The sequence below is a fragment of the Chryseobacterium glaciei genome (assembly GCF_001648155.1).
GTDB lineage: Bacteria > Bacteroidota > Bacteroidia > Flavobacteriales > Weeksellaceae > Chryseobacterium > Chryseobacterium glaciei.
Genome location: NZ_CP015199.1, coordinates 3253515 through 3278051, shown reverse-complemented (window position 1 = coordinate 3278051; position 24537 = coordinate 3253515). Strand labels below are relative to the sequence as shown.

25 protein-coding genes and 1 riboswitch are annotated in these 24537 nt (G+C 34.1%); of the genes, 3 read left to right on the top strand and 22 right to left on the bottom strand.

All coding sequences use genetic code 11. The features are described from left to right. Positions 1-13: 13 nt before the first annotated feature. The 14 genes from A0O34_RS14690 to A0O34_RS14630 form a co-directional block, all read right to left on the bottom strand. On the bottom strand, positions 14-1021 hold the full coding sequence (locus tag A0O34_RS14690) for a hypothetical protein (RefSeq protein WP_082891259.1): 1008 nt from the start codon (positions 1019-1021) through the stop codon (positions 14-16). Positions 1022-1031: 10 nt separating this feature from the next. Beyond that, a complete protein-coding gene (locus tag A0O34_RS14685) occupies positions 1032-1928 on the bottom strand; it encodes a WG repeat-containing protein (RefSeq protein ID WP_157886030.1) in 897 nt (298 codons plus the stop codon). Between the two features lies 1 nt (position 1929). After that, the gene (locus A0O34_RS14680) at positions 1930-4878 is read right to left on the bottom strand and encodes an OmpA family protein (protein WP_066755942.1); all 2949 of its coding nucleotides are present in this window, start codon (positions 4876-4878) and stop codon (positions 1930-1932) included. Between the two features lie 5 nt (positions 4879-4883). Beyond that, entirely contained in the window at positions 4884-5387 is a 504-nt protein-coding gene (locus tag A0O34_RS14675; protein ID WP_066755939.1) for a DUF4280 domain-containing protein, read from the bottom strand. Between the two features lie 29 nt (positions 5388-5416). Beyond that, positions 5417-6460: a hypothetical protein gene (locus A0O34_RS14670; RefSeq protein ID WP_066755936.1), complete on the bottom strand. Its 1044-nt coding sequence runs from the start codon at positions 6458-6460 to the stop codon at positions 5417-5419. 37 nt (positions 6461-6497) lie between these two features. Next, a complete protein-coding gene (locus A0O34_RS14665) occupies positions 6498-6803 on the bottom strand; it encodes a hypothetical protein (protein ID WP_066755933.1) in 306 nt (101 codons plus the stop codon). A 10-nt stretch (positions 6804-6813) separates the two neighbouring features. Then, a complete protein-coding gene (locus A0O34_RS14660) occupies positions 6814-8226 on the bottom strand; it encodes a T6SS phospholipase effector Tle1-like catalytic domain-containing protein (protein WP_066755930.1) in 1413 nt (470 codons plus the stop codon). A gap of 34 nt (positions 8227-8260) precedes the next feature. Then, positions 8261-9235, bottom strand: coding sequence for a DUF2931 family protein (locus A0O34_RS14655; RefSeq protein ID WP_228394300.1), 975 nt, complete (start codon positions 9233-9235; stop codon positions 8261-8263). 64 nt (positions 9236-9299) lie between these two features. Further along, on the bottom strand, positions 9300-9470 hold the full coding sequence (locus A0O34_RS22370) for a hypothetical protein (protein ID WP_157886029.1): 171 nt from the start codon (positions 9468-9470) through the stop codon (positions 9300-9302). 2 nt (positions 9471-9472) lie between these two features. Continuing rightward, entirely contained in the window at positions 9473-11404 is a 1932-nt protein-coding gene (locus A0O34_RS14650; protein WP_066755924.1) for a type VI secretion system Vgr family protein, read from the bottom strand. Positions 11405-11568: 164 nt separating this feature from the next. Further along, positions 11569-11973 carry a type VI secretion system tube protein TssD gene (gene tssD, locus A0O34_RS14645; protein ID WP_066755921.1) on the bottom strand — a complete coding sequence of 135 codons (405 nt, stop codon included), beginning with the start codon at positions 11971-11973 and terminating at the stop codon, positions 11569-11571. Between the two features lie 384 nt (positions 11974-12357). Next, positions 12358-12690 carry a CCC motif membrane protein gene (locus tag A0O34_RS14640; protein ID WP_066755918.1) on the bottom strand — a complete coding sequence of 111 codons (333 nt, stop codon included), beginning with the start codon at positions 12688-12690 and terminating at the stop codon, positions 12358-12360. Between the two features lie 18 nt (positions 12691-12708). Further along, entirely contained in the window at positions 12709-13002 is a 294-nt protein-coding gene (locus A0O34_RS14635) for a DUF2752 domain-containing protein (RefSeq protein ID WP_066755916.1), read from the bottom strand. 26 nt (positions 13003-13028) lie between these two features. Continuing rightward, positions 13029-14081, bottom strand: a complete 1053-nt coding sequence (locus A0O34_RS14630; protein WP_066755914.1) for an NADH:flavin oxidoreductase/NADH oxidase — start codon at positions 14079-14081, stop codon at positions 13029-13031. A gap of 104 nt (positions 14082-14185) precedes the next feature. On the opposite strand from A0O34_RS14630, the gene A0O34_RS14625 reads away from it, so the two are divergent. The 3 genes from A0O34_RS14625 to A0O34_RS14615 all read left to right on the top strand — a co-directional run bounded on the left by A0O34_RS14625 (position 14186) and on the right by A0O34_RS14615 (position 18201). Further along, complete coding sequence (locus tag A0O34_RS14625; protein WP_066755912.1) at positions 14186-14668, top strand: cytidine deaminase; 483 nt, start codon at positions 14186-14188, stop codon at positions 14666-14668. Between the two features lie 417 nt (positions 14669-15085). Then, positions 15086-15262, top strand: a riboswitch (cobalamin riboswitch). 33 nt (positions 15263-15295) lie between these two features. Beyond that, a complete protein-coding gene (locus A0O34_RS14620) occupies positions 15296-17125 on the top strand; it encodes a TonB-dependent receptor plug domain-containing protein (protein ID WP_066755909.1) in 1830 nt (609 codons plus the stop codon). 17 nt (positions 17126-17142) lie between these two features. After that, positions 17143-18201 carry a DUF5074 domain-containing protein gene (locus A0O34_RS14615; RefSeq protein ID WP_066755906.1) on the top strand — a complete coding sequence of 353 codons (1059 nt, stop codon included), beginning with the start codon at positions 17143-17145 and terminating at the stop codon, positions 18199-18201. Positions 18202-18375: 174 nt separating this feature from the next. Here A0O34_RS14615 and A0O34_RS14610 read toward each other — a convergent pair whose 3' ends face one another. From A0O34_RS14610 to A0O34_RS14575, 8 genes are all read right to left on the bottom strand, one after another. Beyond that, positions 18376-19794, bottom strand: a complete 1419-nt coding sequence (locus A0O34_RS14610; protein WP_066755902.1) for a CCA tRNA nucleotidyltransferase — start codon at positions 19792-19794, stop codon at positions 18376-18378. Between the two features lie 187 nt (positions 19795-19981). Continuing rightward, entirely contained in the window at positions 19982-20530 is a 549-nt protein-coding gene (locus A0O34_RS14605) for an L-threonylcarbamoyladenylate synthase (protein ID WP_066755900.1), read from the bottom strand. A gap of 9 nt (positions 20531-20539) precedes the next feature. Further along, the gene (locus A0O34_RS14600; RefSeq protein WP_157886028.1) at positions 20540-21082 is read right to left on the bottom strand and encodes a hypothetical protein; all 543 of its coding nucleotides are present in this window, start codon (positions 21080-21082) and stop codon (positions 20540-20542) included. 37 nt (positions 21083-21119) lie between these two features. Next, positions 21120-21566, bottom strand: coding sequence for a hypothetical protein (locus A0O34_RS14595; RefSeq protein WP_066755890.1), 447 nt, complete (start codon positions 21564-21566; stop codon positions 21120-21122). Continuing rightward, complete coding sequence (locus A0O34_RS14590) at positions 21563-22150, bottom strand: DinB family protein (RefSeq protein ID WP_228394299.1); 588 nt, start codon at positions 22148-22150, stop codon at positions 21563-21565. The genes A0O34_RS14595 and A0O34_RS14590 overlap by 4 nt, the downstream gene beginning before the upstream one ends. A 21-nt stretch (positions 22151-22171) precedes the next feature. After that, positions 22172-22621 carry a GNAT family N-acetyltransferase gene (locus A0O34_RS14585; RefSeq protein ID WP_066755885.1) on the bottom strand — a complete coding sequence of 150 codons (450 nt, stop codon included), beginning with the start codon at positions 22619-22621 and terminating at the stop codon, positions 22172-22174. Positions 22622-22626: 5 nt separating this feature from the next. After that, a complete protein-coding gene (locus tag A0O34_RS14580; protein WP_066755882.1) occupies positions 22627-23106 on the bottom strand; it encodes a nuclear transport factor 2 family protein in 480 nt (159 codons plus the stop codon). 191 nt (positions 23107-23297) lie between these two features. Beyond that, on the bottom strand, positions 23298-24437 hold the full coding sequence (locus A0O34_RS14575; RefSeq protein WP_066755879.1) for a cystathionine gamma-synthase: 1140 nt from the start codon (positions 24435-24437) through the stop codon (positions 23298-23300). Positions 24438-24537 lie beyond the last annotated feature (100 nt).

Genomic DNA, 24537 nt, shown 5'->3' with positions numbered 1-24537 from the left:
TTAATTTATTGTTTTAGTAAGCCATAAACTCAGTTTTACCCTGAGGAATGTAGAAATATCTGTTTAAAAATATACCTCTTGTTCCTCCATCATAGTTTACTTTTGCCCAAAGTGCTGTATTTCCACGTAAGCGGTTATCGTCTGTATCCAACATTAAGGCTGCCAATTTGCCATCTGCGAAAAATTCTAATTTATATTTTTCTATTGGCTGCATTTTGAAGGTAGGACTTTTATACATTTCTGTAAAAAGGATATTAATATTCTTAGCAATCACTTCCGGGCTTTCGTAAGTAGAAACGTATAAATCTTTTAATGAATTATATTCCAATTTCGCGATATTATCGTATTCTTTATTTTGATAGATACTCCAGACTTCTTTATATTTCTTTAATAATTTGGCTTCCAGTTCATTTTTATTCATTTTACGAAGATCCATTGCATTTTCAAATGGAGCTTCGGAATTATAAGGAACATCGATATTAATCTCAAAACTACCTTCATAAAAAGTTTTCCCGGCTCCAACAAATTTTTCTTTAGTATATCCTTTTACAATTTCCTCTTTCTTTTTAGGAAGAGAATACGTCGTATAATCTGTATCCGGTGCTTTTTCGTGTTTAAGATCATAAGATTTTAAATCAAAATCAAGATCCGTATCTTCTACAAGCGTGTTGAAAACCTCTTCATACTCTTTAGACTTCCCAAGAGGATACATTTTATAAGAAATCGTATGTTTTCCGCTGTTGAAAAGAACATGATTAATTTCCACAGCAGTATTTCCCAATGCTTTGTTAAATGCTTTTGTAAGTTTAATTCCGTCTACAAACATCTCAAAATAACACTTATCATTAGAATAACCAAGTGTATATATTTTCTCCGAAGGATAATGCTTCACCTGTTTCGAAATTTCATCTGCTATATTGTCTGCAGTTATCGTTGAGTTTTGATTGACCATGTTTTCTGTTTTTTGCGAACAACTTTGGATGCTGATTAATAATAATGATAGTATGATTAAAGATTTCATAGTATACATTTTATTTTTTAGTAATAAAATCCTTAAAATCTACTGTTTTGCTTACATTATCTTTGGTTACTTCCAATTTTTTCTCTTCGTTATCACTTTCATCAATAGAAGTATAAGTTACAGGAACTACAATTTTAAACTGATTATCCATAATACCAAACAAAGGTTTGCCATTAGCTTCTCTTTTAGACACTATAAAGTAATGACTGTCATGAGTATAAGGTACAATGCTTGAATATTCAAAAGGTACTAATAATTTCAGATCTGAATTGATGATCCCCATTTTATCTTTATCATTGGTAACGGTAACTAAATTTTCTTTATCTGATAATACAACAGCATCTTTCAAGTTGAAAGGAAGAATATCTTTTTTCAAACTCTGATCAAAAACGTCTATCGCACTTTTACCACTTTGTTTTGCAAAATATTTATTGCCTATTTTTTCAATGCTTTCATATTGAAAAGGGATCAACACTTTTTTTCCAGACTCAATTATCCCCATTTTTTGATTTTTATCAACAACCGCATCAACGTTATCCTTTATATTTAAATGATGATCAATATAATCCGGAAGAACGATGAGTTTTTTGTTTTGAACATCCAGCCAGACAAGGGCATCCGGTTTATTTGCATTGTGGGACATGTAATAAAAATCGCTTCGTCTTTCAAGCCCGTCATAAGCGGCTTCTACAATCACATTTCCTTTGGCGTCTGATATTCCATATTTATTGTCTGCATTTTTAAATGTTTTATACAGCCCTTTTTCTTTGTAATTATTAACGACTAATCCATTGATGATAGTGTCCGTATTCTGAACAGTTGCATCCTCTGCAAATGTTTTTTCCTTTTTCTGAGAACAACTGTAAAAACTACCTATTGTGATTGAAAGTATGAGTATCTTTTTCATTTTATTTTTCTTTAAATAATTGTATTTCAAATAGCGGAACCTCAAAAGGTTCTATTAAAACAAACGGCATAGGATTCCCTTCATTGGTAGAAAAATCGGCTATATCAAGAATTTCTGTAAGAGCATTTGATACTTTTAAGCTTCCTAAATACGTTCCTTCTACCCCTGAACAAAATATGGATGGAATAATATATAAACCTTTTGCTTTTACATTTTCACTTTTATCGTGTTTTCCTGCCATATCTACGCCATACTGCAATTTAAGACCAGCCCCGCCCTTTAAGTTTATTTCTACTTTTCCTTCTACTTTTGTCTGGAGTCTGAAAAAGTCGAATTCTTTTTTAAACTGTCCGTTAACAGTTGCATTAAATTTAACCTGATCTTTAATTGTTACCTCATTTTTCGCCGTCTGCGCCAGATTTCCAATTTTGTCTGTAAAAGTATGACTATTTGTTAAAAAATTAAACTGAATATTTTGTTCAAATATTAATTCACCAACAGCATCAAAAGCTCCCTTAATTTGAATATTTTTTTTGATACTTTCAAAATATTCTGTGATTTTGGTGTTATTCTTTTTAGCTTCATCAAGTTTGGCTTTGGTATCTTTATCTTTTGGATGCTTCGCCCCCTGAATGCTTTCTATTCCTTTCTTCAACAAATCCAAAAGGTCGAATTCTCTTTTAAAATTAACTGCTACAACCGGTTTTGCACTAATATTAGCTTCATATACTAAAGCCAATTTACCATTTTTTTGTTTCTGGTAATACATCCCGGCATTGATAGCTATAGAAGGCGGAATAAGCTCTGCTCCGGCATCTTCCATTGCTTTTAAAACTCTTTTGGCTCCTTTTACTGCTCTGGCCAATTTCAGCATTCTACCCTGAAGATTTTTTCCTCTTGTAAGGTAGATCATCAGTAGGTCTATGATAATTCCGACCACTACAAAACCATAAATTACGGCAGCCGCAACATATTTTGTATAAAGAGTCTGCTTAATGAGATTGGTCTGCGTACCTACTAAAGAAAGAGATTCGCCTGCTTTCTCCACTGTTCGGTTATGAATCGTGTGAATGCCATAAGAATAATCCATCGCCTGCTTTTTGATATAGGGCAAAACGACATATTCCTGTATCCATTGAGAGGGTAAAATCTTACTTATTTTAAATAAAGTACTATTTGTAATTTCATCAATTACATCACTGATACCGGTTTCTAAATCAAAGTTTTTCTCATGAAAGAAATACGTTCCGCTTTCTTTGTAATTATACTGAAAATGCCCTATCCATACAACATCAGGATAAACTCTTACTTCCAGAGTTGCTTTCTCTTTGTCGGCATAATAGGCGCAACTATTGATATGGAAGGCAAACTGATAATAAATCTTTGAAAAAGGATTCAAAAATTTCCCCAATAGAAATGCATAATTTTTAGGAAAAGCTGACTGTTGGGAAAAAACAATCTGTTTTATGCTATTTCCATTTTTTGGAACAAGATCCTTACTGTCTGTTTCATTTACATAGATTATATTTTTATTATGTTTCTCTTTCCTGAAACAGCCTTTATCCGAACGGTTTAAAACATTTACCGTAATATCTTTCATTTTGCTGGAATCCGGCGCAAGCATTTCATAAAAAAGTGCATTCTGATTGTATTCTATATAACTGAATTCTATCTCTACTCTTCTATTTTTCTTATAAGCTTCTTCTGTTTTTCCGGAAGCTACAGGACTTACTTCTCCATATCCTCGGGTCTTGATCCTGTTTTTATCTAATCCTCCCTTCGAGAAAAAATCTTTTACCGCCTGAGCTCTTCGTTCAGAAAGAGCCTGATTATAATCTAATGCTCCTCTGTCATCCGCGTGCCCGGAAAGGGTCATATCTAAATGTTGATTATAGAGCAAAAAGTCTAGCAGATATTTTAAAGTCTCGCGAGCTTCGGGACGAATATCAGATTTATCAAAATTAAAATGAACTTTTGCCGTCGTATATTGTACAACAGGAGACGTTTTTTGGAAAGTGGTTTGCCCTTCTTTAAATACCTGAAAAGTTTCACCATTATCTTCTATATTGATCTGTTTGTAGGTACAAAGGTGGTTTACTTTAACATCTTTATCAGCCGCGCCTACTTTTACAGGAGCATTATTGGTAAGGGTTACCACATTTTTCTTTATAGGAACAATATTGTTTTTAACTTTTAAATATCTTCCGTGAATGATCTGTTTCTTGTTATCCTGTACATAGCTGTTTCCATCTTTTACTTTAACATAAAAAAGGTTGTCTTCAGTTCCTTTCTTCCAAGATGGCTGGATGGTAAATTCTGTATTAACTTCTCCATCAATAACTTTCGCCTGTTTCTGAAATACTTTGGTCTGCTCGTCATCTTTTGTGGGATCATAATTGCTATCAAATACTCGGCCTGCAACTTTACCAAACGTAACTTCACTGTTGAGGCGATATACTTCTATGGTAAGAGTCTGCTGATTCAGGCCTTCTGTTTCCAATCCAAGAAAAACATTCTCGCCAAATGAAAATTTACGGTCACGCTGATCTGCTCCGTCATTTTGCAGGCACCATTTGCTGCTGACCAATAAAGCAGGAGTAAATCCTTTTACATAAAGTCCTGTAACATTTTTAGTATCTCTGTTCCCGAAAAGAGTCGCTTCAATATAGTAATATGCTGAAGCTCCACATTCCTTCTTTTTGAAAGCATAACCATACACCTGACTAGATCCGATCTCTTTTTTATTGATGATCATCTCTCTGGTATAGTCCTGTCTTATCCAGATCGTGCCTTTCTTTTTATCAACCTCTGTAGTTCCTGACATCCACTCGGAAACTTTAAACCATACGAGTTTGCCCGCTTCAACACAAATTCGGTTTCCCGATCGGCTAATTACCTTTGCATTGACCTCGTTTACGGCTATATCGATCTTATTTACTCCTTTTCCCATGTGAGTTAGCTTAGAGTTTGTTTAGTTGCATCTCCTGAAGTGTCGTATATCATTTCTTTCTTCTGCATACTTTCAGAATCTACCAACGGATTGATCTGCTGCTGCACATCTTTATCCGCATTTTTGAAATTTTGCTGACAGGCCTCAGCCCTTTGTCCGTTATCTATAATTTCAATGCATGGAGTTCCGGCAATTGCACAAATTGCTTTGCTGTCTTCCAGAATAACATATCCTCCGTTACTAAGCTGTACTTTATCATAAAAATTCTGCCACTCGGTAACCATTATTTTGCATGGTGGTGGTGGAACTCCCATTTTTGTACAGTTTCCGAAAGTATTTTTTTCAAATGTAGCCGCCCCTATTTCTTTTGTGGTGACAATAAGTTTCTTGGAGGCATCCTTATCATTGGCATATTCTTTCTTATGGGTAAGCACTTTAAGCTTATCCGGAGCCTGTCCGAACTGGCATTTGCACATAGCACCTTGTACTACAATATGTTTTTCTGCCATTTTATTTTATATTTTGTGATTTGATAATTCTAATTTTCATCGAGTACTGCAATGCTTACAGCAATCTTTTTTTCCTCCTGCAGCATAATACTGCATTCCAAATAAATGGATTCTGGAAGTAAATTTTCTCCGTTCAGATAATGGACTATTCTACAGCTTCCTTCATTATTCATTTTCGGATTATCTTCTATAATTAATGAAAAAGGAGCTTTATTAATAAAATCATAGATACTTCTTTCATCATTTAATTTCCCATTCCCTTCTATATTAATTAAATCATATTCATCTTTTAACGGATCAACTTCTAACTCAATCTGATAATTTGGTTCGACCGAATTATTCACAATCGGGAAACTTTGTACTCCGTCTATTTTAAAACTTTGCCCAAAACTCTGATAAATTCCGAAAAACAAGGTTCGAATGAAATAATCATTTTTTAAAACTAAACTTAAAGCATCTGGCTCACTTAATATTTTCTCTATTTTAAGACAATATTCATCTACTGTTTCGCCGTCATATTCTTTATAAACTTCTTCTTTTACACCTGCCCATCTTTCCTGAAACACCGAAAAATTTTCAATATCATTAAATTTCCCCTTTTCATCCACGCTTACTTGTAACGGATACAAAACTTTAGACGTTTTGTAAGCCAGCAGATCGGCTATTTCGTTTACTTCTTCTTCATTCAGATATAAATTTGAAGTTCTTTCTATTTCAAAAAAATGCAGTTTGTTTTCAGTTTTCAACCAACGTACTGAGGTTTCATATTTTAATTCATTTTTATTGTTTCCGTTTTCAATATTAATGACAACTCCATATTTCGAGAATGAATTTTCAGGTTTAAAAACCAAACTGTTTCCCCGACCGAAATTGACTAATCTGCTTTTATCCGCCATCGCTGTCCTCGGAATAAAAAGCTCGATTTGTCTTGTAATATCAATCAGAATCATATCCTTTACATCGCAATTGTTATTATGAAATAACTTTAAAGCATCCTCGGATAAATTGTACAGAAAAGCAATACTTTTTAAAGTTTCATTCTTTTGGACGATATGTTTGTTAAATTTCTGCATATAAATGATTAGCAAATAAATATTTTATCCTCAGATTTTATTTAATACTGAAAATATATATGGCTAGTAAAATAATGCCCACCATGATCAATATTATATTTGTAACTCTATTTTCTTTATTTCTTGATGTAAAAAAGCTCACAATTAATTCTATAAAAAGCAAAAGACACCATATCGCCATCCAGCAGACATTCAAAACAAGATCCATTGGAATTGACATCCCGCTGTTTCCTCCTATATTAAACTGCTGAGGATTAAACCAAGAATCCCAATTATCGTAAATATATATCGACAAAAAGCCTATTAATAATAATGCGACTCTTACAATCAGATGTTTTTTCATTTAATAAAAATTAATGCAATACTCTCACTCTGTCCGATGTCGGATCCATTCCAATGCCTTCTCTTCTTGCTGACCAGTGCAGATATTTATTTCTAAGAATTCTTAAATCATCCTGCTCCTTCATTTCTCGCTGATAATCTGCATATTTCTGTTCCGGTATTGATGCCCCGCCGTAAGCATTTTCAACTTCTTTGTATCTTTTGAAGGTATATTGTTTTCCGTTTTCCATTGCATAAGATCTGAGACGGTCTTTTACCCTTACCAACAAAGCATCTTCTGAAATAGAATATTTTTCGTTAGTCAATTTTTTAATCGTTAAAGGAACCGTTTTCTGAACGCCATATTCCGCCATAAAATGCAATGGAACATAGCTGTATCTTTTTACCAAATCGCGCGATCCAGATAATGTCAAATAAAATCCGGGGTTAATTTTAAGCTGATCTTCTTTGTACCAGGCATCTGCGATAAGCTGGCTTCTTAATGCTTTTAATTTCGTGCTGGTTGTCCACGATGTTTCAATTTCTTCCCAAGTCTCGGTTCCGTCTTCGTAGGCTCCACCAACGTCACAGTGTACGCCGGGAAATGTTCTTTCTGTGCCTACATGCACGTGGGTAAGGTCAAAATTTTCTCTGTGTTCGTTTTCTGCCACAAAATGGATTACGGTTTGTGCTCTTCCGATATCATTTAAGCTTAATTCTTCAACATCATTGTGGAAATTCGGTGTAGCAGAAAAGCTTTTTGAATAAGAAGAAACGGTATCATAAATGCCTAAAAATCTGATTTTAAGCACATCAACTACAATTCCGGCTTCCTGAAGTTTGAGTCCTAAATGTCCCCATTTTGGAAGATCCTGACCTTCTACTCCGTCACCGTCGCTGTCGGAAAGAACGGTAACCGTCATTCCTTCGTTTGAATAGGTTCTTGAGGTTGCTTTGTATTTTGATTTTCCTATTTCATGAACAAAATTTCTGGCCGCCGCAGCACCACGGCTGAAACCGAAAACATCAAAAGTAAGTACCGCAATTTTATCTGCTTTTTTTGCGCTTTTGATATTTTTTACTTTTTTCACGATCTCTTCACAGCCTTTTTTTACTTTCCCGCGGATTCCTGTAGGTCCCGTTCCGAAGGCATACCCCAACATTGAATCTTTTTCCTTATCATCTGTACCAATTCCTTCAATGTAAATTCCAAAATTTTTATCGTAATTGTCCCACAAACGTGCTACGTTGCTCCAATCGTTATTGTAACTGTTGTTATCGGTAGGATTTCCTCCTTTTTTCTTGTATGCATCAGTTTTTTCCCTTCTTTCGATGGTATTGGTTTTGTTATTCAGGGTTCCGTCAAAAAACATCCCGAGAGTAATGTCTAAGACCTCCTCTTTGGTTTCTTCTGGTGTATAATCTCCAAATTTATTATTGTGCATCTTTCTTATTTTAAAATTGATGAATAAGGATAAATTATTCTATTTTACGAGATAATCTGATCTTGGCCTTGGTAATTGGAAGCTCCTGTTTTTCGGTCTTTAGTGACAGAGATGCTTTGGTATTATCAGGATTAACTTTAATCACCAAATCTATCTTTTCCTCTTTTCCCAGTTTTTGAAAAAGATCAAAAATTTCTTTTTCGTCGAAAGAATCTATCCAGACTGCATATCTGTTTTTGCTTTTATCTCTCCAATAAAAACCACAGAACTTTGGAACAGCTCTTTTTTGATAGGTATCATTATGTAAGCTTTCTGCGAAAAGATTTTCCTGTTCTCCGTTGTAATTATTAAATCCGAAATCGATCCATTCTCCGCCTTCAGGCACTATTACCGAAGGTTTCCAATTATATCTTTCTCTGTAAATTTCATAAACATCAGGATTTGGATAGCCCTGTTCTTTTATTTTTGCTCTTATTTCAGGTTTAAATGTTTCATAAGAAGGATCGTCCAGCATTCTGTCTGCAAAACCTTCTTTCAACATATATTTTGCATTTTCATATGCTTTTTCCTTTGTAATAATCGTATCATGAGCCTGAAAAGCACCAACTTCCGTCTGATTTCCGGGGCCATTGATCCACAAAACAACTCTTCCTTTTGGCGCCAAACCAACTATAAAATTGGTGTAGGTAGTTTTTTTATTATTATCCTGATCTATAAAACCCTTTTTAAATAAATCATTTATTTTTTCTTTATCTAAATCCCACTTCCCAGTGTAAAATTTTCTTTCAACTAAAGAATACCATGTAAATTCTAATTTGTTGGGAATTTCCATCAATCTTGTTTCTACACTCATCGTCCCTCCTTCATTTCCCCAACCTGTATTCTGAGTTCCCCAAATGGCATCAAAACCATAACTGAAATCATCAGCAATAATGGCTCCTTTGTACACTTCCATCGGATATTCCTGCGGGGCTGAAACGGTTCCTAACCAATTATATTTTTCTTCCATTCTTTTATTTTGACAACTTATTAACGAGAAACTGCATACAACAAAAAGAATCAGGAACTTAAATTTATTTGTTCCCATGAGACATTATCTTTTTGTTGCTTGCCAAAACAAGGTTTCCTTTTTTAGCTTCTGTATTGATCTTTTCTGCAATTTTTTCAACCTTTTTACCAACACTCAGATGGTAGGAATCATTTACCTTGATCAATATATTTTTTGCGGTTTTTCTTATTGCCATGATTAGAAAAGTTTAGATTTTTCGGCACTGTTGAATTCTACAATTTTTCCACTCTGCATGGTCATATTTTCTTTTTCGCTGAACATTGATATTTCTCCTGCAATTTCATTCGAAGTTTCAGATTGTCTTCTGAATTCCTTTTCCACCATCTCGGTTCTTGTGTCCGAAGATTCCTTGATATCGCCTGTTGCCGTCATCATAATATCTGTTCCAGCAGTGGAAACAATATTCTCATTAGCCGAACTTGTAATACTTTCTCCGGCATCAATTGAAATTTCTTTTCCGGCAGTGATGCTGATATTTTCTCCAGCTTTTAAGGTGAAGTTTTTAGGTGCATTGACAGAAATATTGCCTTTACCGTCCATAAAGAAGTAATTTCCGCTTGGATCGATGATATTTACGCTTCCTTCTTCATCATTCATCAAAATTCTGATTCCGCTTCTGGTTTGAATTGATTTTAAATGATTGTTGACTCCGCCGCCTAATCCAACCGCTCCATGGAACATTCCGCCCATTACGAAAGGTCTGTCGGGATGATTGTGAACGAAATTCACCATCACCTGATCTCCAACTTCCGGAATAGCGACATATCCTCTGTTTTGAGTGATTTCGTCTGTTCCACCAGCATCTGGGCTCATCATTCTTATAAAATGAGTGGTTTCACTCGTCTGCCAGTCAAATCTCACCTGAATTCTGCCCTGTCCTTCCGGATCAGCATTTGAAATTACGGTTGCTATCTGCGGTTCAGCTTTTGGAGCTGTAAATTCTGGTTTAGGTAAAAATCCTGTGTCTGAAGCGATTCCTTTAAAACTTCCTTTGTAATGTCCTAAAGTATCAATTTCATGTTCAGTTTCCGTGACCATGATTTTAGTGAAATAAGAGCTTTCATTAGTATCAACTTTTCTCATCTGAACATCAACCACGCAACCCGGATGTAAAAACGGAACGGTGGTAGATCCTGATAAATTAAAAACATTCACCGCCTCACTTCCTGAAGTACTTTTCTGAGAATATTCAACATCAAGATGTGTTGATGCTTTCACAGGAGCTATGCGTAAAGAAGGTGTTTTAAAAATTTTATCGTTGTGTTCGTAAGCTGTTTTTGCCAAATCGCTGACATGCTGAATCGGTGTTGCTCCGGAAGTCAGTTTTTCATGTTTATTGCTGTTGTAACCGTAGAATTGAGGTTTGGTGTGTACCGCTTTCAATTCAACTTTAATATCATTGGCGCTGCTTCCGTAGACAATTTTGATAGGTTTATTTTGAGGAGGAAGTTTTCCGAAATGTAAAACCTCGCCGTCATAGTAAAATTGTTCGCCATAAGCTTCCGCCATTCTTGCCAGATAATTGTAATGCGTTTCGTCGTACTGACTGCTGTAGATAATCTGAGAATAGTCATTCGTATCAATTCTGATATCAAAACGACCTTTATCAATTCCCTGTTTGATAACCTCTTCAGCGATGATGCCCATATTTACAGGTTTATCACCTCCAAAACTTTGAATATGCGGAGCTCCATCCAATAAAATTGTAGGGCTGTAACCTGATAAAACGATATTACCAAGACTCATCTTTTCCTGACTGAATCCTACTCCGGTAATTACTCCCACAAAAGTTCTTTCGGGGCTTTTATCAATATCTTTATAAGAAATAACGGCTGTTAAACGTTTTCCTAAGAATTTATTGGCTTCTTCTAAAGTGTGTGTCTGGCGGTCTCCCAAAGTATCGTGAGCCAAAGTAAGCGTAAACTCATGGTGACGCTGAGCACTTTGTTTTAAATTAAAATGCTTGTAATACTTTATCACTTTACCCTCAATTACTAAAGATAATTTGACCAAACGGTTGATTCCCGTGTGATGATTTTCAGAGACTCCATCTGCATTTTGGGAAGGACGAAACGAATTGCCTCGCGCCTGTTCAGGTGTGGTAGACATAATTTTGTGATTGTGATGTTTTTAAATTTATAAAAATTATTCAAACAAAGAAAATTTATAAAGGACAAATTGCGTTTTTGCTTTATAAAATAAACTTCTACTACAGGTAAAAAAAGACCGTCTTGAGGGACAGTCTTCTATAAGTGTTTCTTACTTCTTGAGACTTAGCTAGATGGCCAAAGTCCTTCGTAAGCAGAATTTCCGTAATTGATTTTCTCTGCGCTTATCACGAAGCTGATCAGCATACTGTTTTCGTCTACAGCGTCGAAATCTACTTCATGCTGTATAACGTAACCGTTTTCCCAGTTTAAAGTGATTAAAGTACCTTCTTCATGAGATTTGTTGAAAGTAACTTCTCCGTTTGTCGGCTTGTATTTTCCGTTCAGTAAGCTTTCCAGAATTTCTGATTTTTCTGTAGCTTCGATCGTTAATTTGATAATTGCGTTAGATGGGTCTGATGCTACACGTCCTGAAACGTCTGTAGATCTTGCGACACTATAATTAAGTCTTAATAGTTTTTGACCTTCGCTTCCGTTGAATTTTAAGATTCCTCTTGAATTTGCTGCCATATCTGTAAATTTTAATCAATAAAGATTTTATGATTTTTTATTTTTGGTATAACAAAGATATATTTCAGGTTTCGATTCAGAAAGCTTTTACCGTGTAGATTCATATTTTGTAGTAATTCTACGATTCTTTTTCGCTTTTGTGTGAATTTAGATTAAAAATTTACAGATCAATTAATATAAAAATCCAATATCTTTTTTTTAACGCAAAAGTGCGCCAAGTTTTCTTTAAATGATTGAGGATATTTTTTGATCACAAAGGCGTTTCACTCAGCAAAGGTTTTCAATTATGTCAAATTTTGGATTATTAAAAGAAAACCAGCTTAAAATATTTCACAAAAAAAAGACTGCAATTTGCAGTCTTTCTTGTTTTATCTGAGGATTTAATTATTGTCCCGTTAATTCTTTGATTCTTTCCTGCATCAGTTGAGGATCTTTCAGAGCATCCCAACCTAATGTAGAGATCACCACGACCAAATAGGCAATGTATAAAACACTTAATATAAGCCCAATGATACATAATATTCTACCTGTATTCAAATTGCTGTAATCCGAATAAAGATCTGGATTTTTCTTGTAGAGTTCGTTATCTTTTTTGTAAAGATACAATCCGATAATCCCTGTGATAATACCTACTACTCCGTAGCAACAACATCCGATGATAGATACAATTCCTAATACAAGTACCGCTGTGGCATTTGGTAATTTTTGTTGATTCATAGTTATAATTTTAATGTTTTAGTGCAAATTAAGATAAAAATGTTTGTAAAAATAAGCAATTACCATTATAATTGAATTAATAATCGCCATTATAATTAAAACATTTCCATAGTTCCTTTTTTTATCAATAAAACTTATTCCTACGGTAAATAAAAATATCAAAAGCGTGTAAACAGCCGGAAACATATGAAAAGCATCAGAGAATCTCCCTTCAAAAACCATGACAATAGCTCTTTGGGCACCACAGCCAAAACATTCTATTCCTAAGAACTTTTTGCTTGGGCACGGTAACATGAAATCCTCTATTTTCATCTTTTTTAAATATTAATTGTATAAAATTAAGAAGAAATTTTCGCTCTTAAATACTGATGTGGAAAAAAGCATTCTTCCTTCATTTCAAACGAACCCTGAACTGCGATGTATGGATTTCTTAAGATCTCTCTGGCAATAAAAATTAAATCAGCATCGCCTTTTTGAAGAATTTCTTCCGCATGTTCTACTTTTTTAATTAAACCAACTGCACCGGTTTTCACTTCCGCTTCATTTCTTACCTGAGAAGAAAGAGGAACCTGATATCCATCAAAAAGAGGAATTTTTACTCCATGAATATTTCCACCGCTTGAAACGTCTACCAAATCAACTGAATGATTTTTTAATATTTTCGCCAATTCTACACTGCTTTCAATATCCCAGCCATTTTCAGCGTATTCTGTTCCGGAAATTCTTACAAAAAGAGCAACATTTTCATTTAATTCTTCATTTACAGCATCTACAATTTCTAATAAAAATCTGATTCTGTTCTCAAAACTTCCGCCATATTCATCTGTTCTGATGTTAGAAAGCGGAGATAAAAACTGGTGAACCAAATAACCGTGTGCGCCGTGAATTTCGATCACATCAAAACCTGCTTTTACCGCTCTTCTTGCTGCCTCTTTAAAGTTTTGAACTTGTTCTTTGATTTCCTCTATTGTTAAAACATGTGGAATTCTTTCTGTTGGGTGATAAGGAATCGGGCTTGGTGCAACGGTTTCCCAACCTTCTTCAACGGGAATTTGCAAATTGTTCCAAGTTGAGCCTTTTCTTCCTGCATGAGCAATTTGTATCCCTATTTTACTGTCTGAATTCTTGTGAACAAACTCAACAATTTTCTGAAGTTTTTCAGCCTGTTCGTCATTCCAGATTCCCATACAATGGTTGGTGATCCTTCCGCGGCGTTCTACGCCGGTTGCTTCTACTATAATTAATCCTGTTCCGCCCTGCGATCTGCTTCCGTAATGGACGTAATGGAAATCATTAGCCATCCCGTTTTCACAAGAATACATACACATCGGGGACATTACCCATCTGTTTTTTACTTCAACATTTCTGAATTTTATAGGAGTGTATAACATGTTTGATGTTTTGAATTTTAATTTAAAATTTTGAAGGACAAAATAATATTGCCCACTTGGTGAAAAAGAGGTAATTTTATCCCCCTTTTTTAGGTCCACAATATATGAAAAAAGACATACAGATAGGTTACGAATATTTTAAAAATAGCAGTGAACTTAGCGATATAGAAAATACTTTGTTCGCCAGAGCAAAACAAGCAAGGGAAAATGCTTACGCGCCTTATTCCAACTTTTTGGTAGGTTGTTCGGTTTTATTGGAGAATGGAGAGATCTTCTCCGGAAATAATCAGGAGAATGCGGCTTTTCCATCAGGGCTTTGTGCCGAGAGAACGACTTTATTCTGGGTAGCAGCGAATTTTCCGAATGAAAAGATTAAAAAGATCTTTATTGTTGGCGGACCGAGAGAATTTCATGAGAAAAATCCGCCGATTCCACCTTGTGGAGCTTGCCGACAAAGCTTAATTGAATATGAAACCAAGCAGAATGAAAATATTGATCTTTATTTTTCGAGCATGAATGATGTTGTCGTGAAAGTGAATTCTATTAAGGATTTGTTGCCGTTTTATTTTGATGCTACGTTTTTGTAGTTTGTGAGTGCTTTTTTTTAACGCAAAGATCGCAAAGGTTTTCTTTAAAATTATTGAGAATATTTTTCGTTCGCAAAGGCGTTTCACTCAGCGAAGGTTGAAAGTTTCCATTTGGTGGCTTCGAGAGCCTCAGCCACCAAATGGAAGAGAAAGTCCGATCTAGCAAAATAGGTAATAAATTTCTGAAAACGGGTGGCTGAGGTTCTCGAAGCCACCCGTTTTTTGCTTGCTACTTTATCTTGGTGATTGCAACCCTAGCCCAGATAGGAACGACATCCTTTTTCTGAAATGGCTTTGAAAAAAAGCGTGGGCGAAAAAGATATAGTGGATAGCTGGAAATAGCTCTAAAAAATAAATAAAATTGTTAATGGGTAATTAATTAAACCTTTTACGATTTTGCATTTCAATTTAATAAATTATCTTTGCAAAAATTTTGGTTTCCAGTGTATTGGAATGAAAAGGGAATTGGGTGAGACCCCCAAACTGTCCCCGCAACTGTAAATCGCAACCGAAATTTCTACGAAAAACCACTGTGCAAACGGGAAGGTGTAGAAAAGCGAAAGTCAGGAGACCTGCCAAAATCATAATAAAAAAATAGATTGCTTTCGGAGGAAAAGTAAAATAGTGATGGATATAAAAAGATCTTTAGTACTGCTTTTTTCGTCTTATGGTTGTTTTCTTTTCGCACAGGAGAAAACCATAGACACCGTTTATGTTTTTGATAACCAAATGAGTAAGGTTAAGCTTTTTCATAACGTTACCACCATCACTCCTCAGGATGCTGAAAAAAATTCAACCAATCTTTCTGAACTTTTACGTTTTCAATCTGCTGTTTATATCAAAGAAAATGGTCGTGGAGCGGTTTCTTCGCCATCTTTCAGAGGTACAACAGCCTCTCAGACTGCCTTTGTATGGAACGGAATTAATATTAACTCTAACTTTTTGGGTCAGGGTGATGTTAATAATATTCCTTTTGGCGGATTTGATCAGCTTATTGTAAAATCAGGCGGAGGAAGTGTAAGTTATGGCAGCGGCGCGATCGGCGGAAGCATCCATTTAAATAATAATCTGGATTTTAACAGAGGAGCGCATGCTTCGTTATTTTCTGAGGCGGCATCTTTCAGTACTTTTAATAATTTGCTCAAAGCTTCTTACAGCAATGAGAAATTCAGTTTTAAGGCTTCCGGTCATTATTCTATTAGTGAAAATGATTATGAAGTGGAAAATTCAAATAATTATATCAACAGAAACGGAAAATACAATAATACCAATTTCAATTTTTCGGCAGCTTATAAAATAGCACCTCATCACCAAATCTCTTGGATCTCTGAGTTTTTTAATGGAAATCAGCATTATCCTATTTTCTTTGAAAGTCAGACTCCGACGAAATATGAAACTCAAAACGTAAGAAGTTTAATTTCTTGGGATTGGAATAAAACTAAGTTCAGTAATTCATTTAAAGCGGCTTATACAGAAGAAAATTTCCAATATTTCGGAAATATCAACGGGCCAAAAACGAGTGGCGGAACAGGGAAAAATTATATTCTGAAAAATGATTTTAATTATTTTATTGTTCCAAAGTTAAATTTCAACTTAATTACAGAATTTCAGGTTAATAAAGGCGAAGGTTATGCATCCGGAATCGATCATATAAGTAGAAATGTAGGTTCTGTAGCAGGATTATTACGTTATTTTACGACGAAAGATCTTCGTTTTGAAGCAGGAGTGAAAAAAGATTTTGTTGAAGATATCAGTTCGCCACTTCAATTTTCATTTTCCGGAAAATGGAATGCTACAAATTGGTATGATGTAGGAATCAGTGCTTCAAGGAATTTCAGATTTCCAACATTTAATGACCTTTACTGGAGTCCGGGCGGAAATAAAGATTTAAAACCAGAGACATCTTATCAGTTTGAATTGAGAAATCAGTTTAATATTGCTGGCGTACAACTTTCGGTTACTCCGTATTATATGAAGATCAAAGATATGATCCAATGGCTGCCTAGCCCGCTAGGGTATTACTCAGCTTTCAATACAAATAGAGTTGAGTCTTATGGAATTGAATCCAGAATCGATTATGAAAGAAAATTCGGTAAGCATAATTTGAGAACGAATTTAGGATATTCATACACTAAATCTACCAATCTTGATACTGATAAACAGTTGATGTACGTTCCTTTTCATAAGTTATTTGGAAATATTGACTATCAATATGACTTTATGAGATTGTATGTTCAGGGAATGTTCAATGGGCTGACTTATGCCGATACCAACGAAAAAAGAGAAGATGCTTTGGAACCTTATTTCGTAATGAATGCAGGTGTTTCTGCAACGATTCTTAAAAATTATACGGTAGGTTTTAAAGTGAATAATATTTTTAACCAAGTATATGCAACGACAGCATTTTATCCGATGCCTCTGAGAAACTACAGTGTGAATTTGAATATCAATTTTTAAATAAATAATTAAATATAATGAATATCAGAAAAATTTTAACTCTTGCATTTGCTGCAACATTGCTTTTCAATGTTTCTTGTACTAATGACAGCACCGACGAAGTTCTGGAAACTACCTTTGAAAATGGAATTCTTATCACCAACGAAGGTGGATTTACAACTCCGACAGCGGAGGTTTCTTTTGTAACTAATGATCTTTCTGCAGTAGCTAACAAAATTTATTCAGGAAAAAATAATGAAGTTTTAGGAAACGTTTTACAGACTATCGGTTTTGATTCTGATAAAGCTTATCTGGTTTCAAACGTACCTAACAAAATTGATATCGTTAACAGATATACTTTCAAAAAACAAGCTACAGTAACGACTAATCTTCAAAATCCGCGATATATTGCGTTTTCAGGAAGTCAATATTACGTAACCAACAATAACTTTTTTGATGTAATGAAACTGAACGTTTACAACAAAGACAATTCTTTTGTAAAAAGCATCAGTTTCGCAAGATCTGCAGAAAAAGTAGTTGAAGCTGGCGGAAATATCGTAGTACAAACTGACGGTGTTACCTACGAATCTACTCCTCCGTACAGCGAATTGCCAACAGGATACACAATTACGATTGTAAAGCCTTCTACAAACGTTGTTGACAACACCGTAACTTTGCCAAGCAACGGAATCATCAGGGACCTTATTTCTTATAACGGAGATGCTTACGTTTTAGCCTCTGACAATACAAATTCTTATATCTATAAGATTAATTCAACTACAGGAACCTATACAACTACAACGTTGACAGCAATTCCTCAAGCTCAGAAATTAAGAGTTGATGGTAATAAATTTTATTTCACTAATTCCAGCAACAAAATATATTCTATGACTGTAGGTTCTACAAGTGTTCCTACAACTCCTATTGTGACTACAACAGGAAATTTATACGGATTTAATGTAATTGACGGTAAAATTTTCGCCTCTGATGCAAGTTTCACCGCAGACAGTAAAGTGAATGTTTATAATGCAACCAATGGTTCTTTATTAAAAACTTTCACAACAGGAATCGGAACAAACGGTTTCTATAAAAACTAAAATTTGCGCTTCGGCGTATACTATATAAATTTTTATTTTTTTTCATCATTTGTGTTTTTTATCCGGGCGTCTCTTCGAAAAGACGGCCGGATTTTTTTATCATTTTAGCCAAAAAAAGCAACCGGATAATTTCCAATTGCTTTTATATTCTTTAAAACTTTATACGTTTTTTAATTACATTTTCAAACCTAATTTCTCGGCTTCTGCGATCACAAATTTTGTAGCTTCTTCTTTATCATTAAGAATTTCGCCTTCCAAAATTGCTTCTTTTACTTTTTCCTTTAAAATTCCGATCTCACGTCCAGGTTTAAGATTAAACATTTCCATAATCTCTTCTCCTGAAATGGGTGGCTGGAAATTTCTAACGTGATCTTTTTCCTCAACCTCTTTTATCTTAACCGCAACGTATTCAAAATTCTTTTTGAATCGCTCCTGCTTTTTAGAATTTTTTGTTGTTATATCAGCCTTACAAAGCGTAAAAAGATCTTCCATATCTTCGCCAGCATCGAACAACAATCTTCTCAATGCCGAATCTGAAGCATCATCTGTAATCAAAGCGATAGGACGAGATGAAAGTTTGACCATTTTCTGAACATACTTCATGTCTGGCCCTAACGGTAATTTCAATTTTTGAAACATTGCTTTTACCATTTTTGAACCTAAAAACTCATGTCCGTGGAAAGTCCAGCCTGTTCCTTCAACGAATTTTTTTGTTGGTGCTTTTCCTATGTCGTGAAGCAATGCAGACCAACGTAGCCAAAGATTTTCCGTATTCAAAGAAATGTTATCTAAAACTTCCAATGTATGGTAAAAGTTATCTTTGTGAGTTTGACCTTCTACTTCTTCTATTCCTTTTAGTTCGATTAATTCAGGAATAATTAGTTTCATTAATCCTGTTTCTTCCATCAATGTCAAACCGATTGATGGTTTTTCTGAAAGCATGATTTTATTAAATTCAACCATTATTCTTTCCATGGAAACAATTTTAATTCGCTCTGCTTCCTGCTTTATTGCTTCTAAAGAGTTTTCTTCGATTTTAAAGTTTAATGTAGAAGCAAAACGTACCGCTCTCATCATTCTTAACGGGTCGTCAGAATAGGTTTGAGCAGGCTCTAGAGGTGTTCTTAAAATCCCTTTTTCAAGATCTTCAACACCATTGAAAGGATCGATCAGTTCTCCGAAATCATCTGTGTTTAAAGAGATCGCCATTGCATTAATGGTAAAATCTCTTCTTTTTTGATCATCTTCCAAAGTACCGCCTTCTACTTCCGGTTTACGGCTGTTTTCGGTGTAGCTTTCTTTTCTTGCACCTACAAATTCAAGCTCTAGATCTTTGTATCTGATCATCGCCGTTCCGTAAGTTTTAAAAACAGAAACCTTCATTTTAGGATCTATTTCTTTGCCCACACTTTCGGCAAGCTCAATTCCGCTTTGTTCGGTAACAAAATCAATATCTGTTGAAGCTTTTCTTTTCATCAAAAGATCCCGAACATATCCGCCGACAATATATACCGACTGATTATTTTTGTCCGCGACTTCAGAGATTATTTTGAAAAGCTTTAAGTTTTTATTTTGATTAAGATTAATGAACATTTTTTTAGATGCTTAAAATTTAAAGTTTAGATATTAGATTCACAATCAGAATTCATATTATACTAGAATTATCGACCATTATCTAATGTAAAACCACTAAGAAATTAAGTTTATCAAGCCGCTGACTTCATATTCTTAATGCCTTAATGGTTGAATGATTTTGCAAAGATAATTAAAATCTTTTCTTTTACTCGCGAAGAACTTTTATTCTGTTATCGCTCCATATTTTTATTACAGATGAACCTGAATATTTTGAGACTTTCTCTCGGTCTTCTTCCACTGCGTAATCTACCAAATCAATAATTTCTTTTGATATATCCGAAAATTTCAACGGACTTTTATCTCCACTGAAATTCGCTGAAGTTGAAACTAAAGGACGATTTAATTTTGTAATTAATTTTTTACAGAAATCATTTTTCACTAAACGAATTCCGATGCTTCCGTCTTCTGCTAATAATTCTTCCGGTAAACCTTTTGGATTTTCATAAACCAACGTTACCGGTTTTTCACTTAAGTCCATGATTTCCCAAGCCATTTCCGGAACGTCTACCAAATCCTGTAATCTCTTTTCAGTTTCCACCAAAATAATCATAGATTTGTTTTTTTCACGCTTCTTGATGTCAAAAATTTTGTTGATGGCGTCTATGTTTGTCGCGTCACAACCGATTCCCCAGATTGTGTCTGTTGGGTAAAGGATGGTTCCGCCGGATTTTAATATGTTGATGATGTTTTCCATTGTTTTTAATTAATCTTTAAAAAAGAATAAACTGAAATAGCTCTTTTTAGTTTTGTTTTTAATTTTGGCTTGCGTCAATATTTTCTTTAAATCTATTCGAACAATATGTTGAGAAAATAGAACTGGAACATTTAACCGTGCACCCTCCTTAATTAAGGTATAAAGAATAGATTCATTTTTAAAGAAAATCATTATTGTTTTTTCGTAATTACCCAAAGTATAACCACTAGTTGGTTCATTTAAGAATATTAAATTATTTGAAATTTTGGAAATTCTATAATTATATTTTTTTCCATATTCAAGAATTCTTTGCTTTGCATCTTCTTTATGAATTGTAAATTTTATTTCCTTCAAATGTTTTTCTGTGAATTTGCAGTAAAATCCATACAATCCAAAAAATAACCCAGAACCATATAGAAAATATTCCAAATCACTATTAGCAGAAGATTTTACAGACCCCAAAGCTAATATTGATGATACTATTAATGCCAAAAACATAAAATAGTTTGTAAACGTATCAAACTTGTCCCACCAACTTTCTTCAGTAATCAATTTTCTTGATTCAATGCTTCTTGTAATATTTAAATTGTTAAGTTTTCGCATTACTAATTCTATCTATTATTTTCAAATAAATCGAAGAAAAAATTATAAACACTATAGAAGTTAACCATAAATAATACCCAATTTCTAAACTATAAATATCCGCCATTCTTCCACTTTCTGAAACCAAAATTTCTTTATAAAAAATAAATGTTCCGGAAATTAAAAAGGCAATTAATCCTGAAATAATTGAAATAAAATAATATCTTCTAAAAACACAGAAAAGAGAAATTAAAAACCAAATATTTGCAGTCCAAGTAAAAAATTCTTTTCCAGCTCCTCCCAAAAAACTGATTGGACCAATAAGAAAAACCTCTAATGAAGAATAATCTTTAATTTGTCCCATATCTTTAACTTTAAAAGCATTAAAGAAAAGAGAAAGTATAAAAATTAATAAACTTATTAAAGCTAATTTATTTTTTAAATGGCGCATCATAACTTCAGCAAATACCTTTCCTCAATAATATTCAAATGATGAATATTATGCCCAACAATCAACTTCCCGATGGTTTCTACAGAGATTTGGTTTCCGTTGGCAGTTCCAATATTATTTAAAACAGATGGATTCAATGTTTCCAATAAAATCTGAGAAGATTTTCTGATGAGTTTATATTCTTCCAACAAAGAATCTAAAGTTCTTTCGTTAGCAAGAGAATTATTAGCATACAATTCCTCATCAAAACCCGAAAGTTCATTTTTATCTCCTCTTGCAAATGCTAAAATTCGATATTGAAAAATTCTTTCTGTGTCTGATAAATGGAGGAGCAATTCTTTCAAAGTCCATTTTCCTTCATCGTAAGCAAAAAGTGATTGTTCTTCTGAAAGTTTTGAATAAATAGCTATCGTTTTTTCTCCGGAAATTTTCAATTCTCCCAACCAATCTTCGGATGGAATATTGTCTAAATATCTTTGAACGTATTTTTGAAAATCAGTCATGTTAATATGGGTAATAAGTAATAAAATATAATTGATAAATGATAAGCGATAATTGATAATTGATGGCAATCTTACTTTAATCATTTATAATTTATCAATGATCATTTATGAATTGTTCGTCCATTCGTAGAAGTTCACAGAATCACACAATTCGAAACCACAGGCCGGATATAATTGATTTCCGATGTCGTTGGATTTTCCTGTTTCAAGCAAAACTCCGCAAGCGTCGGTGGATTTTGCCAATTGTTTGGCTTCTTCAATTAATTCTTTTGAATAGCCTTTTCCGCGGTGGTTTTCGTTGACATATAAATCATTCAACAACCAATAACGCTTCATTCTTGTGGAGGAAAATATTGGAAATAATTGAACAAAACCAACTAAATTTCCATTTTCTTCGGCAACAAAAATTTCGGAATCTTTATTCTCGATTCTTTCTTTTAGAAAATTTTCTGCAGCGGGAATATCAGATTCTTTATGATAAAAAACTCTGTATTGATCGAATAATTCAGCCAATTGAGTCAAATCCTGAATGGTGACTTTTCTTGTATTTTTCATCTTGATTATAAATGATGGTCGTAGCTTAAAACTCTTTTCATTTTCCAGTCTTTACCATCCAAAATCCATAAAATAGTGAATTTTGCACGGCTTCCTTTCTTCCATTTTCCATTATTCAATTCAGCAAAATCATGTTCACCTTCTTCAATAAAAGCATATAAAACATTATCCTTATATAAAGGATAGACTTTCATACTGTTAGGAACCAATTCACGTTTCACTTTATTCGGATTACCACAAATATTATTTTTGATAGAAGCAGTGAAAGCTTTTTCACCAGAAGTAATTCCGCCTTTATCGTGGTAAAATTCTAAATCATCACTCACAATAGAAGGATAATGAGAAAGATCACATTTGTTAAATCCGATATCGAATATCAAACTGTCTAATTTTTTTGCCGTTTTGTATAATTCATCGGTGGTTTTTACCTGAGAATATGCAATTTGGCTTAAAATTAACAGCACTAAAATCTGAATCTTTCTCATTATTTTTATTTTTTAATTAACCACAAAAGATACAAAAGCTTTTACACTTAAGTATTTTAAAGTTCATTATTACTCTTCATAAAAGTACACTTAAGTTTTTGAAAATCTTTGATTTTCTGTTTTGTGAACTTTTAATTTAAATATGCTTAAACTTAATAATTTCTTTTGTGTCTTTTGTGGTAAAAACTTTCTTAAGAAAAAGCCTTTTCTAAATCTGCAATAAGATCTTCTGCATCTTCAATTCCAACACTTAAACGAACCAAGTCATCAGTAATCCCAAGTTCAGCGCGCTTTTCAGCAGGGATAGAAGCGTGAGTCATCAAAGCAGGGTGATTAGCCAAAGATTCTACTCCACCAAGAGATTCTGCTAACGTGAAAACTCTAACTTTTTCTAAAAACTTAACAGCATCTTCTTTTTTACCTGACTTGAAAGTGAAAGAAACCATTCCTCCAAAGTCTTTCATTTGAGCTTTTGCCAATTCATATTGTGGATGAGATTCTAATCCCGGATAAATTACTTTATTTACTGCCGGATGAGATTCAAGATATTTTGCCACTGCCATTCCGTTTTCTGAATGTCTCTGAACTCTTAATGCCAATGTTTTAATTCCTCTCAACACCAAATAAGAATCGTGTGGTCCTAAAATTCCACCGCTTGCAAATTGGATGAAGTGAAGTTGGTCTCCTAATTCAGCATCTTTTGCAACCAAAGCTCCGGCAATAACGTCAGAGTGACCTCCTAAATATTTCGTTGCAGAGTGCATTACGATATCTGCTCCCAAATCAATCGGTCTCTGTAAATAAGGTGTCGCGAAAGTATTATCAACAGCAACTAGGATATTTTTCCCTTTTGCAATTTCTACAACAGCCTTGATATCAACCAATTTCATCAATGGATTTGTTGGTGTTTCAATCCAGATCAGTTTTGTTTTATCTGTAATAACATCAGCGATTTTTGAGGCATCATCAAAATTCACGAACGTAAATTTCAATTGATATTTTTCAAAAAGTCTTGTGAACATTCTGTATGTTCCGCCATACAAATCATCTACTGCAACAACCTCATCGCCTGGATTTAATAATTTTAAAACACAGTCGATTGCCGCCAAACCAGAACCGAAAGCCAATCCTCTTGCTCCGTTTTCAATGCTTGCCAAAGAGTCTTCCAACGCCTGTCTTGTAGGATTTGCCGCTCTTGAATATTCATAACCTGAATGTACTCCAGGACTTTTTTGTGCGAATGTAGATGTTAAAAATACAGGAACATTCACAGAACCTGTTGCAGATTCATGATGTTGTCCTCCGTGAATAACTTTTGTATTAAAATTCATATTTTTTGCTTTAGGCTTCAAGCTTTAGGCAATAAGCTTTATAACTTACTACTTTTAGCTTATTATGATTAATAAATATTTTTTTAGCTTAACCTGCCTG

Bases quoted from the DNA above. Each gene is read 5' to 3' on its own strand.
- A0O34_RS14675 (WP_066755939.1), bottom strand. From the start codon at position 5,387: ATGGCAGAAAAACATATTGTAGTACAAGGTGCTATGTGCAAATGCCAG.
- A0O34_RS14640 (WP_066755918.1), bottom strand. From the start codon at position 12,690: ATGAATCAACAAAAATTACCAAATGCCACAGCGGTACTTGTATTAGGA.
- A0O34_RS14635 (WP_066755916.1), bottom strand. From the start codon at position 13,002: ATGAAAATAGAGGATTTCATGTTACCGTGCCCAAGCAAAAAGTTCTTA.
- A0O34_RS14625 (WP_066755912.1), top strand. From the start codon at position 14,186: ATGAAAAAAGACATACAGATAGGTTACGAATATTTTAAAAATAGCAGT.
- A0O34_RS14630 (WP_066755914.1), bottom strand. From the start codon at position 14,081: ATGTTATACACTCCTATAAAATTCAGAAATGTTGAAGTAAAAAACAGA.
- A0O34_RS14610 (WP_066755902.1), bottom strand. From the start codon at position 19,794: ATGTTCATTAATCTTAATCAAAATAAAAACTTAAAGCTTTTCAAAATA.
- A0O34_RS14680 (WP_066755942.1), bottom strand. From the start codon at position 4,878: ATGGGAAAAGGAGTAAATAAGATCGATATAGCCGTAAACGAGGTCAAT.
- A0O34_RS14690 (WP_082891259.1), bottom strand. From the start codon at position 1,021: ATGAAATCTTTAATCATACTATCATTATTATTAATCAGCATCCAAAGT.
- tssD (WP_066755921.1), bottom strand. From the start codon at position 11,973: ATGGCAGCAAATTCAAGAGGAATCTTAAAATTCAACGGAAGCGAAGGT.
- A0O34_RS14665 (WP_066755933.1), bottom strand. From the start codon at position 6,803: ATGAAAAAACATCTGATTGTAAGAGTCGCATTATTATTAATAGGCTTT.
- A0O34_RS14605 (WP_066755900.1), bottom strand. From the start codon at position 20,530: ATGGAAAACATCATCAACATATTAAAATCCGGCGGAACCATCCTTTAC.
- A0O34_RS14595 (WP_066755890.1), bottom strand. From the start codon at position 21,566: ATGATGCGCCATTTAAAAAATAAATTAGCTTTAATAAGTTTATTAATT.
- A0O34_RS14685 (WP_157886030.1), bottom strand. From the start codon at position 1,928: ATGAAAAAGATACTCATACTTTCAATCACAATAGGTAGTTTTTACAGT.
- A0O34_RS14580 (WP_066755882.1), bottom strand. From the start codon at position 23,106: ATGAGAAAGATTCAGATTTTAGTGCTGTTAATTTTAAGCCAAATTGCA.
- A0O34_RS14620 (WP_066755909.1), top strand. From the start codon at position 15,296: ATGGATATAAAAAGATCTTTAGTACTGCTTTTTTCGTCTTATGGTTGT.
- A0O34_RS14585 (WP_066755885.1), bottom strand. From the start codon at position 22,621: ATGAAAAATACAAGAAAAGTCACCATTCAGGATTTGACTCAATTGGCT.
- A0O34_RS14670 (WP_066755936.1), bottom strand. From the start codon at position 6,460: ATGCAGAAATTTAACAAACATATCGTCCAAAAGAATGAAACTTTAAAA.
- A0O34_RS22370 (WP_157886029.1), bottom strand. From the start codon at position 9,470: ATGGCAATAAGAAAAACCGCAAAAAATATATTGATCAAGGTAAATGAT.
- A0O34_RS14650 (WP_066755924.1), bottom strand. From the start codon at position 11,404: ATGTCTACCACACCTGAACAGGCGCGAGGCAATTCGTTTCGTCCTTCC.
- A0O34_RS14660 (WP_066755930.1), bottom strand. From the start codon at position 8,226: ATGCACAATAATAAATTTGGAGATTATACACCAGAAGAAACCAAAGAG.
- A0O34_RS14590 (WP_228394299.1), bottom strand. From the start codon at position 22,150: ATGATTAAAGTAAGATTGCCATCAATTATCAATTATCGCTTATCATTT.
- A0O34_RS14575 (WP_066755879.1), bottom strand. From the start codon at position 24,437: ATGAATTTTAATACAAAAGTTATTCACGGAGGACAACATCATGAATCT.
- A0O34_RS14615 (WP_066755906.1), top strand. From the start codon at position 17,143: ATGAATATCAGAAAAATTTTAACTCTTGCATTTGCTGCAACATTGCTT.
- A0O34_RS14655 (WP_228394300.1), bottom strand. From the start codon at position 9,235: ATGGAAGAAAAATATAATTGGTTAGGAACCGTTTCAGCCCCGCAGGAA.